Consider the following 11,622-nt stretch of genomic DNA (forward strand, 5'->3'; position numbering starts at 1 on the left):
GGTGTGACTCCCCTAGTAGGGCAGACCCTACTTACCAAACGACCAGTTCAGGTCGAGGAAATGGTTCGTGACTACGATTTAGGCAGTAGCCTATTAGTTCACTAGGTCTTCCGAAACCATTACCACTCGCACGTTTCAGGATTTACCATCCGCTTTTCGCGTGAACGAATCGCACACACTTCTCTATAGTAGTTGAGTCTGACGACCATTAGACCACAGTTGAGTTCACTTCTGGGGCTGACCCAAGCAACAATTGCTGGAATAAGCCAATTTGGAACTCAATACAATCGGGTATAACATCTTTTATTAGCACATTAATCACAGTTATGATAACCAGCAGTGATTGGTTTTTGATGATTCCCGCCCACTCAGAAAACTATGACACGCGCATTAGTAGGCGACTGGTGGGTCATCTCTGTCTTCGCTGCCGGGTCGATCGGTGGCCAAAGGAGGGACGGGGGGGGAGGCAAATCAGTTATCCAGAACCCTTTTAGGGTTGTGAGTGTCTGAAGCGGAGGATGTTCTCGTGGTTGCCATCAGACCATCCCAGGCGATCGCCGCAAGGGTTAGGCGTGGCTGAGGGGGCGAAGCATTCGCGCAATCAGTTATTGCTTTCTCGCCCCTACAGCCCCTAGAAATCTTGTGAATGATCTTGTGAATGATTTTCTGTCAAAACCGTGGTAATGACCTCAGTCATCCCTAGCCAATGGGAGCCAATGGTTTTTGAAGTTCATATCACATCTCACTTGTGCGAGATATCTCCCGGAAATGATCCTCATCAAACCTGATTTGTGGACATCATTTCTCCTGATTTCTGCTGATTTATTCTTTGCTGAATAGACCTCGATTAAAGTCCTGATTAAATTTCCATCAACAAATTATGAAGTTGATCCGTCATTCACAGTAGAATCATCATCCCGATCGCTGATTCCTCTCAAAAAATGTCAGTCATTTCAAATCGTTTAAAAAAAGTCTAGCCTTCAGTTCATATGACATCATAGCGGAATTTCACGATTAAACAGCGTTAATCGCCAGCAAACCTCTAGTTTTAAACAGTTTTTAAGGAGAAACTTTTAGTTGAATGCAGGGCAATTTAAATGAAATCGACATCCGCAGCATACTGCAACTCGTGGAGTTAGGGCAACGAACCGGCGAATTGTTTGTGGAAACCTATCGATCTGGTCACAGTGTTGTCTTGGGACCGAGAACAATTCATCGAGCAATATCTGGACGTTCTTTATCAACAGGTTCTTGGTTTGTATTTGTCTCTAACGGACAAATCGTCTATGCTGCCGATCCGAATGTCAAGTTATCTCGTTTGCGAGACTATCTGCGGCGTTACAATCTAGAGAACAGCTTAGATAGCACCCAATCCATGTCGATTTCCTCTACGAATGCACTGGAGTATGGCTATCTTTGGGCTTTATTAGAAGAGCAGATTATCACCCCATCTCAAGGGCGCAGTATTGTCCAAGGGATGATTCGAGAAACTTTATTTGATCTCTTAAGTCTCCATCAAGGATCATTTATTTTTGAAATCGGATCCGCCCTAGCTCCCCAATTAGTTTCTCTGGAAATTTCTCCTTTACTGACAAAAATGATTAAGCAGGTTCAGGAGTGGAACCAGTTTTATCCTCATATTCAATCTCCTAATCAGTGTCCCGTGATTTCTGATGTTCTTCAGTTACGCCAAGCTTTGCCGGAAAATACCTTTAAAAGTCTAAGTCGCTGGGCGGATGGCACGACAACTCTGCGGCAAATGTCCCGTTATTTAAATCGCGATATTCTCACCGTGGCCCGAGCAATTTATCCCTTCGTGCAGCTAGGATTAGTGCAATTATTTTATCCAGAAGCCAAAAATGAGGATGCGGATTTAAGTTCATCAAAATTTTCTTGGAAATCTCCTTCAGCAATTCCCAGAGTTGTTTGCATTGATGATGATGTGAGCATTGGCAAAACCGTAGAGTATATTCTTCAGCAACATGGCTATGAAGTTACGGCAATTGTCAATCCTTTAAAAGCTCTGAGTCTGGTATTTCAATTAAAGCCTGACTTGATTCTTTGTGATATTACTATGCCCGAACTTGATGGTTATGAAATTTGTGCCATGCTCCGCCAATCTAACGCTTTTCGCCTAACTCCGATGATTATGTTGACGGGTCTAGATGGCTTTATTAATCGGATTAAAGCGCGAATGATTGGAGCCAATGACTATTTAACAAAACCCTTTGGAGAAAGTGAACTGCTGATGCTGATTGAAAAATATATTGGCTCTGGAGATCCCGATCGCCCAGAGCCAGAAATTTTGTTGGCTGATACATTTGATACGCCAGTTTAATTCATCACCGGAGACATTACGGATACATTGCTGTGCATCACCCAGAATGACCATATGCAAAAAAACCGATTGATTAAAAAAATTTATGGAGTTGCCTTGGTCTGAGTCAATTTAGCGTAAAAAAGCGTTAAAAATCGATCGACAAATATCCATAAATATCAATTACCGAAATCGTCAAAGCTTCCCCCAGTCGAAAAAGTCAGGCTCCAAATGCTCAGGGGTCAGGATTGCCATAAGGTGCCAAGGGATGTCTAGCTTCGTTTTCACCGGTGGAAACCGCGAGGGTTGGCGAAGAGAACCCCCAGCATGACTAAAAGCCAAATGACTAAAAGCCAGAGCATCCCCTCCAGTGGCATCCGGCAAACCCCAATACCTTGAATCTCGAAACCTATTGTCAGATTAACCAAGACAATGGAGCAAAATCAAAACATGAGCAAAATGTATGTAAATCTATAATATGGTGATAACTCGATGTGTCAATAGAGCAATTTCGCTCTTGGGGGCCATTTTCTGTTATGGTAACGGGTAAAAGTGCCAATATAATCATATCTATTTCAAATTCTACCGAAACAAATGCCAATACTGGAGCTATGGCGATCGCCAAAGTTAATCATTGACCCCAAATCCCTATCGACTGGTTCTGTAGGGCAGGTGACATTATATCCAGTTGGGCAGGCTCGGTGGAGCTTTCCCGTTAATTTTCCCGTGAATATTTTGAGGCAGCAAGTAGGTAGGAAGTGATGAGCAACGTTCTAGTTGTGGAAGACAGTCTGACGCAACGGGAGATGATCACAGACCTCCTGAAAAAGAGTGGTTTAACCGTCACAGTCGCGACAGATGGGTTGGAAGCCTTGGAAACAATCCAAGCTCAACCGCCAGATATAGTGGTTTTAGACATTGTGATGCCCCGGATGAATGGTTATGAAGTCTGTCGGCGGTTGAAATCTGACCCTAAAACCCAACATATCCTCGTGGTTATGTGTTCATCCAAAGGGGAAGAATTCGATCGCTATTGGGGGATGAAGCAAGGCGCTGATGCTTATATTGCTAAACCCTTTCAACCAACTGAGCTAGTGGGAACTGTCAAACAGCTACTACGAGGGTAAGCACAGAAGCAATGGTAGGAAATCCGGATTTCAACATAGGCAGTGAAGCGGCAGAATTTCAGGAGATTCAAACACCTGAAGGTGAGTTATATCTAAGGTTCTATATATCTTCTGGGGATGAGTTTGCTTTACCCGCCACAGGGATTCGCGAGGTGATCGAAGCTGGATCTGAAGAAATTACTCCCATTCCCAATGTATCTCCTTTTCTGTTGGGGACATTAAATTTACGGGGCCGCGTGATTTGGGTGGCGGATCTCGGGCAATTACTTGGGGATGTCAGTCCGTTAAAAACGGATCGCTCAGAAATTCCTGTGATTGCAGTTGAAGACTCAGACATTATACTAGGATTAGCGGTTGACCGAATTGGAGATACAGACTGGCTGGATGTAAAGTCTTTAATTCAGCCGAATTCTGTTACTGAAACGATGAGGCCGTTTCTCCGAGGTGAATGGGTATTTGGTGAAGAGTCCCAAAGGATTCTCCGATTGCTGGATCAAGGAGAGATTCTCCGCCCAAAACATTGGGCAAGCTAACCAACGTTGCAGCGCTGACCTTTGTTTGGGGCGATCGCCAGGGGAACAGCCTTTCAGCTTGGTTGGCCTGCAACAAACACCGCAAATATAGCAAATATATAAATTAATAACCAGGGTGAAATCATAACCCTGCGGGATGAAACCCTTGTACCGGCAGGAGGCAGGAGATGGAATTAAGCACTGATTATGCAAACGACTATGCGAAAGCATATACAGCATACGAGAATGGTGACTACTCAACGGCGGCTGAAATTATCAATGGATTAGTAGATCATTTTCAAGATGATCCAAATTTATGGCTGCTTCAAGGTCATATTTATTATGGATTGGAGCAGTACGATGTCGCACGAGAACGCTATGAATATGTCCTCAGTTTGACTGAAGATCCCGCCCTGGTCGAGGAAGCCACCAACTGGTTGGCTTACAGTGAGCAATATGCCAATCAAGCTGGGTTGCTGTCTTCTGATATGTCTACAGAAGAATACCCGCAAGGACTACACGATTTAACCTCATATAATGAAAACTCTTTAGAGGATCTGAATGATTTGGAACACGACGTTCCTTACCTTCAAGAAGATCCAGCCGCTTCGCTCAACAGCCATGACTATAGTCTAGATGAACTAGATCCATTGGCCGAAACCGGGGACTATAGTCTAGATGAACTAGATCCATTGGCGGAAACCGGGGACTATAGCCTAGATGAACTAGATCCATTGGCCGAAACCGGGGACTATAGCCTAGATGAACTGGATCCCCTGCCAGAGAACATCGATTACGACTTAGAGGAATCCGAATCATTCTCAGAAAACGGTGTCGAATTTCCGCAACAAGCTCACTCTGTGGTTCTCAATGATGCCCAGCAATTTGAGGAACTGGAATCTCCAGCACAAAATGAAGCCCCAGAAAATATAGAGATTGCCCAAGATCCCGACCTCGTGACTGATGTGTTAGAAAACATGGGGGGATCGGTGTTTCATGCGGTTGCCTCCGACCCATCAGAAGACTTGGAATTACAAACTGCTGAATTTGCCCCAGTCTTTGATCAGGACATGGATGGGGAATTCATTCCTGACGAAGATTACGACGAATTAGCTCAAGATAATCCATTTAATACGTCAGGAAGTTTTACTTTAGATGATCGAGACAGCGAAGCCTTTGAAGATGATCCATTTGCGATTGATGAAGAACTACTGGCGGCTGTTGAAGAAACTGAATGGGCCAATTCAGGCTTAACGGATTTACCAGACTTTTTACCGACAGAAGAAATGCCTGATTTGCTCGGTGAATCTGATGAAGAAAATGAAGAAGTCCCTGACTTATCTCCCCAGCCACAAGCAGGAATCTTAGATGATTCCGAGGCAGAAGAAGTCGAAGATTTTGACGATGCATTTGATGATTTTGATGATGCTTTTGCCTTTGATGATCAAGAATATGAAGAATATGAAGAATATGAAGAATATGAAGAGGTCGAAAGCGGCGAATTAGAACCAGAATCCTTAGAACCTATCTCGGCGAGTAATGCCGCTAGATCCTCTGAGGAAATTTCCCCATCTCCAGGGTTGATGTCCGAGCCGGAAAATTTAGAGTCCGTCTCTGATGATGATTTTCCTGAAGATGCCTTTGCTGATGATGACGATTTTTTCCAAATGGACGAACCAGAAATTATTAATGGTTCACGACCCCATGAATTCATGGATGAGGAAGAGGATTTGATGGGTGAAGGGGCGACTTTGTTAATGGGAACTCAAGAATTAGAATCCCGAGCCTCTCAAGCGATGTTGCATCCGCAACGCTCCGCGAACGAATCTTCTAAAATTCAGCTTTCTCTGTCGAACGAAGCCAGTCCATTTAGCAATACGGACAAATCCTCCGCCAAACCAGCAACGTTTAATTCTAAATCTTCTAATAATGGCAAAGGCGAAATCTCTAGTTTTGCTTTAGATGATGATGAGTTTGATGCTGCTTTTGATGAGGATGATTTGGCCGATTCAGCATATGGTGTATCCTCTCGCCATCATGTTGACTTTTTAGATAATTGGGATGATGACTTTGATGTAGACAAATTACATAATTTTGATCTCCCAGAAGATACCAGTGGAGCGATGACCAGTGGTAGTGCATTTGATTTTACTTCTGGAGATCCTAGCGCGGCAGCAATTTTGGATGATAATTTAGTCTTTGCCGATGGTACTGAGGGTTCTGTCATCCGGGATGAGGAAATTTTTAGTATTACCGGCACAGGAGATCAAGTCCCACCCCTGCCCTTAGAGAGTCCATCAATAGAAGTCTCCAGTAGTAGCTCGGACGGGACATTGCTCAGTTTTTTGGACAATGCGCCGCTCAAACAAAAACAAATCTGGATTTCTTTGATTGGTGGGGCAGCAGCAGCTTTGGCGGTGGCTACAGTTTCGTATAGTACGTCTCAAGTTGAAGGGCGTCAACTCAGAGATGCGCTGATGACCGGGGCGGCGCTTACTTCCAGTTTTTTAACCACATTTAGTCTGGGTCGTTGGACGGCGGAACATATGCGGCGTTCCACTGAAGACTTGATTAAGCAATTCGATGCCATGTCTGATGGAAATCTGAATGTTTCCACTCGTGTTTATTCCGAAGATGAACTCGGTGAGTTGGCGACTAAATTTAATCTTATGTCTCGGATCATGCTCAGTACGACCCGAGATGCACAGCGGCGGGCGGAAGAAATGGAGGAAGCTAAGGAAGATTTACAGCGTCAGGTGATTCGACTGCTCGATGATGTGGAAGGAGCGGCTCGTGGAGATTTAACGGTGGCCGCAGAGGTGACGGCGAACGTGCTGGGTGCGGTGGCGGACTCTTTTAACTTGACGATTCAAAACTTGCGGGAAATTGTGGTTCAGGTGAAGTTGGCGGCGCGACAAGTGACCCAAGGAGCCAATGATAGTGAGAAATTTGCCCGTAATTTAGCCGCGAATGCTTTGCGGGAAGCGGAAGAATTAGCGGCGACCCTGAATTCGGTTCAGGTGATGACTGATGCGATTCAACGGGTGGCGGAAGCAGCTAGAGAAGCGGAGGCGGTGGCCAAAGATGCTTCCAATGCCGCCATCAAAGGTGGGGAGGCTGTTGACCAGACGGTGGGTGGGATTCTGGAAGTTCGAGAAACGGTGGCGGAAACGACCCGGAAAGTGAAGCGGCTGGCAGAATCTTCTCAGGAAATTTCTAGGATTGTGGCTTTGATTAACGCGATCGCTGGTCGAACAAACTTACTAGCCTTGAATGCGAGTATTGAAGCGGCTCGTGCCGGTGAAGCGGGAAAGGGTTTTGCCATTGTGGCTGATGAGGTGCGACAGTTGGCCGACCGTTCAGCCAAGGCTCTGAAAGATATTGAGCAAATTGTGATGCAAATTCAGGGGGAAACCAACTCCGTGATGACGGCGATGGAGGAAGGTCAACAACAGGTGATTAAAGTAACCCAGCTTTCCGAACAAGCCAAGCAATCCCTGGACAATATTATTCAAGTGACGAATCGGATTGATGTTCTGGTGCGAGCGATTACGGCGGATACGGTGGAGCAAAATGAAGTGGCTCGTGCGGTATCTCAGGTGATGCAAGCCGTTGAACATACGGCACAGGAAACTTCTCAGGAATCTCAGAAAGTGTCGATTTCTCTCCAAAATCTGGTGGGTGTCGCGAGAGACCTCTTAACTTCTGTGGAGCGTTTCCGGGTAGATACTGGAGAGCGAGCCCATCGAGGCTTTGGGGCTGATTAGATCAAAAAGCCCTTCTTGACTCCTGGGTTCGGGAGTTGATCCAAGGGTAATCGCGATTGTGCTCCGGGGATTTCTTTGACGGTGGTAAATTCCGCACGGAATTAGGTAAATTAAAAGTATCCGTATGGCTCAAAACAATTGATATTACCTTGTTTCAACCTGAATCAGTAACCGCTAAAAAGTGTAGTTGAGTCAAAAAGGAGTCAGAAAAATCAAACCCCCAAATCAGGATTATATGAGGAATACAGCGATAAAATCGCTAAAACCTTAGAATTTTGCAAGCGTAAGGCTGATGAGTGTCCAAAAGGGGTTACTTTCCACTTAACCAAGGTTGAGTCAGGTAAGGGATACACCTATCGCCTCAAGTTGCAATTTGTTAATCCTAAAACTGGTAAACGGTCATCCAAAAAATTTGGTATCAGTTCATTTACTGAAAAATCTGTAATCGAAGCATTACAGAAAGCACATAAGGTAGCTAACGCTTTAAAGACAATTAAAACATCTAGTGAATTTTGGGAATGGTATGACCGGGAAATCTTGGGTAAGAATGAGATTGCTAATGACCTCATAACCTACCGTGAGATATTTCAACAGATAGAAGATAAATACTTTTCTGGTAAGCATCGCAATACAGGACGTAAACGCACTAAAGATCCTAATCAATTTGGTGGCATTAGTGACTTAACAAGCTACTATAATGCTTATGGGAAATATTTTGAAAAATTTCCAGATTGGGATAAATATCCTATTTGGGATGAAATAAAAGAAATTTGGTTATCTTGTGAACAGGGATCGGCTACTTTTCTGGTTGCCAAAATTGCAATTAAAGCCATTTGTGAACGTTGCCCTAATTCTGATGAATTGATTAAAAAAATAAACAGGATTGACACAGTTCAAACAGAATTTCGCGAAAAACAATCTATTGCTTTAGAAGATTACCTCAAATGGTATTGGCTTACGATGAAATACCGTCATTGCGTTGCAAAAATTGGCGAATTGCTCGTGAATCATGGCTATGGGTAGCATCAATGTGTGTTTTGTATGGATTAAGTCCTACAGAAATAGCATCCGCCCAAAATTTGTATAAACCATTTACTGCTGACGGTGAAACTGTTTACCCATTAACTGATCGCGAGAACAATCCTTATGCTGCCTTGGTGATTGGTGAATTCACTAATTTTGGTGCATCTACTAAAACAGGTTATCGTGTAATTAGTCCAGTGCCATTACCAAATTTATGGAATGATTTGCAAATTTTTAAGCCTATGCTGCCAACTTATACGCCACGGCAAAACATTAAACCGAAAAGTATTGCCGATGGTTTTAATCAAAAATTTGGCGGTCAAATGGAATCTTACGGATGCCCGGTATACCAGAAATATGCTTTTCGGCATTTATACAACCAATTGCTTGAAGTGGCATATCCACCCCTATTCGGTCACGATTAATGGGTCACTCTGAAGCTACCAATACTGATAAATACAAAAAACGTCGTAACCTTAAAACTGAATTAGTAATCATTACCGCTAATCAGAATCAACCGTTAAGTTATGAACTGGCAATCAAAGAATTGCAAAATCAAGGAATAGATATTAACTTACCGGAAGTTAAGGCAATATTCCGGATTATTTATCGGTTAAAAGATTAATTAATTGATAAATAACAATTCTAGGCACTAGGGTTAATTTTCTAGTGTCTTTTATTTCATCTATCTACAATAGACATCTCCAAAATAAAAACAAGAGCGGTGTTACTTGTGGTATAAGATAATTTTACCCGGTCAATGAGCCAACTGAGAGATTATATCGACAAGCATCCAGAATCAGCCAAAAGGCTGGTCGGACTAGATTACTCACAGCTAATAGAGTTAATTAGTCATGCAGAAAGATTACAGAATCAGCAAAAAGAAGCGGCAGAAAATAATAAGATTAGAATTATCAAAGCAGGCGGGGGACGACCGCCTAAGTTAAGTTTGAGTGACCAAATTCTCCTGACTTTGGTTTATTTGGATAATTTGCCAACCTTTCAAATGTTAGGAGTTCAATTTGGCGTCAGTGAATCAGCCGCCAATTACATCTTTCATTACTGGTTGGGTATTTTAAGAGAGTTGCTGCCAGCTTCTCTGGTAGATAAACTAAAAAAAATGAGTCATCATGGGCATGGATATCAGAAATATTGTCTGAGTTCGAGTTAATAGTAGATAGCTCTGAGCAGCCCATGCTAAGGCCGACAGCCTATCAAAAGCAAAAAAAAATTATTCAGGCAAGCAGAAAAAACACACTTTTAAAAACCAATTAATAGTAATGCATTCAGGCCAAGAGATAGTCGATGTAGTAGTTGGAAATCCTGGTATAACTAGCGATATAATTATTTGGCGCGATCGCTGATCATAATTCAGCGATCGCCAAAAAATTCAAGGGGATAAAGCAGAAGTGGGAGACCCCCGAATTGATACGCCTCAGAAAAAAACCAGAAATTAAGAAATCACAGAAAAAGTCAAGCAATCAAACCAATAAAAAGCTAAAAAAATGGTCGTAGTAGAGCATTTAATTAGGTTGGTAAAAAATTTTCGGATAGCGGGCAAAAGATTTCGGTTAAAGGCTGACAGTTATAACCGCGTAATTATGTATGTGGATTAATTAGATTGAGAATCGGTGCCCTAGTAATTTAGAGCGTTTTGGCTCAAAATTTAGTGATAAATATGAAATAAATATCCCGAATAAATTTGTTTTATTTTGACATCAATACTGTCAAATACTTATCATACCGTTGATTTCTGCATACAGGTCAGTTTAAATCTAGAAACCCAGAAATCAATGGGGTAAAGGCTTTGGAAGTTTTTGGAGATGTCTATTGGTTCTGTGACTGAGCAAATAAGTTCGTCACCTTAACCCTTTGCCCTTTTGGGCGCAGCGTTTCAAGCAGTTTCGCTACTCAATAATTAAGAGGGTTCAAGTCAGGAGTTCGCTTTCGCTACCTATGAGCGCTTGACTTGCTGGCTATCTTGGATATCTGCTTAATCCTTACCAGCTTTCTAGCCCGCTTCACAAGGGAAGATAGTGAGTCTCCGGGCCTAGTGTCGATGACCTAGAGAGGTGTTGTCCTCTCTGGAATCCAGGTCTTACGGGACTATCCCAAACACCTTGAGAGTTATCTGGGTTCTAGGGTTGCCTCTAACCCAGACCACGCGAACGTTTCAGGTATTACCATCCACTTTCCGCGTGAACGAATCGCACCACTATTTAGATTATAATAAAACCACAAATTAATTAAAATCGTTGATTAGTTTAGTGGTTATTCCCTAGCGGTAGTTGACTCATTTAACCAGTATGGTATGTTGATATTGAGTCAAGATTGAGTCACGTAGCATCAAAAGTAGATTGAGTTAACGCTCATAAGCCTTACAGGATAAAGGATTAAGTGGCATAAACACAGAATAATTAAACGTATCTGGGGTTGTTGCCTAATACGATAAAACACATTCCTTGTCTAGCTGGTTGGCTTTTGAATTCAATCCCATATCCGACTTGCGTATGAACCCTATCTGTCCGGTGATCATTGCCGATCAACGGCCATCGATCGCCTATTAATCAAGCGAGACAGCGTAAGTCCTGATAAGTGCTGAAAGCTTCAGGGTGTTGGCTGGCTATGACTCTAGTCTATTAGCGCCGTTCCATCGCACCTCTGGCAATTAGTCCAAGATATCGTGCATACCGATGGGTGCCTCTATTTCACAATTTTTGCAACTCAATCTGTTTGTCGAGATATCTTGAGAGTCTCGTCACGGATCTAGTCCATCAATCTCCAATTTCTCGGTTTCGATGAGCGATCGGCCAGTCAAAACCGGCCATCAAGACCAGCAACGACCCTGAATTGCATAGAAGGCACAGGAGGTTAAA

8 protein-coding genes and 1 pseudogene are annotated in these 11,622 nt (G+C 43.1%); all 9 read left to right on the forward strand.

Annotated features, from left to right (window positions below):
• Window positions 1-1,081: 1,081 nt before the first annotated feature.
• On the forward strand, window positions 1,082-2,338 hold the full coding sequence (locus AM228_RS27705; RefSeq protein ID WP_054470161.1) for a response regulator: 1,257 nt from the start codon (window positions 1,082-1,084) through the stop codon (window positions 2,336-2,338).
• Between the two features lie 740 nt (window positions 2,339-3,078).
• Window positions 3,079-3,444: a response regulator transcription factor gene (locus AM228_RS27710; protein ID WP_054470163.1), complete on the forward strand. Its 366-nt coding sequence runs from the start codon at window positions 3,079-3,081 to the stop codon at window positions 3,442-3,444.
• Between the two features lie 11 nt (window positions 3,445-3,455).
• Window positions 3,456-3,977 carry a CheW domain-containing protein gene (locus AM228_RS27715; protein WP_054470166.1) on the forward strand — a complete coding sequence of 174 codons (522 nt, stop codon included), beginning with the start codon at window positions 3,456-3,458 and terminating at the stop codon, window positions 3,975-3,977.
• A gap of 167 nt (window positions 3,978-4,144) precedes the next feature.
• The gene (locus AM228_RS27720; protein WP_054470168.1) at window positions 4,145-7,723 is read left to right on the forward strand and encodes a methyl-accepting chemotaxis protein; all 3,579 of its coding nucleotides are present in this window, start codon (window positions 4,145-4,147) and stop codon (window positions 7,721-7,723) included.
• 366 nt (window positions 7,724-8,089) lie between these two features.
• Window positions 8,090-8,746, forward strand: a complete 657-nt coding sequence (locus AM228_RS27725) for a hypothetical protein (protein ID WP_054470170.1) — start codon at window positions 8,090-8,092, stop codon at window positions 8,744-8,746.
• Between the two features lie 5 nt (window positions 8,747-8,751).
• On the forward strand, window positions 8,752-9,171 hold the full coding sequence (locus AM228_RS27730; RefSeq protein ID WP_054470173.1) for a hypothetical protein: 420 nt from the start codon (window positions 8,752-8,754) through the stop codon (window positions 9,169-9,171).
• Window positions 9,171-9,371 carry a hypothetical protein gene (locus AM228_RS31360; protein WP_054470175.1) on the forward strand — a complete coding sequence of 67 codons (201 nt, stop codon included), beginning with the start codon at window positions 9,171-9,173 and terminating at the stop codon, window positions 9,369-9,371. Before AM228_RS27730 ends, AM228_RS31360 begins: the two co-directional genes overlap by 1 nt.
• Window positions 9,372-9,506: 135 nt before the next feature.
• Complete coding sequence (locus tag AM228_RS27740; protein ID WP_054470177.1) at window positions 9,507-9,917, forward strand: transposase family protein; 411 nt, start codon at window positions 9,507-9,509, stop codon at window positions 9,915-9,917.
• A gap of 94 nt (window positions 9,918-10,011) precedes the next feature.
• Window positions 10,012-10,110, forward strand: a pseudogene (locus tag AM228_RS35795) (hypothetical protein); the annotation flags it as partial.
• Between the last annotated feature and the right edge of the window lie 1,512 nt (window positions 10,111-11,622).

Origin of the sequence: Planktothricoides sp. SR001 (assembly GCF_001276715.1) — a bacterium.
In the GTDB taxonomy this organism is placed as follows: Bacteria; Cyanobacteriota; Cyanobacteriia; order Cyanobacteriales; family Laspinemataceae; genus Planktothricoides; species Planktothricoides raciborskii.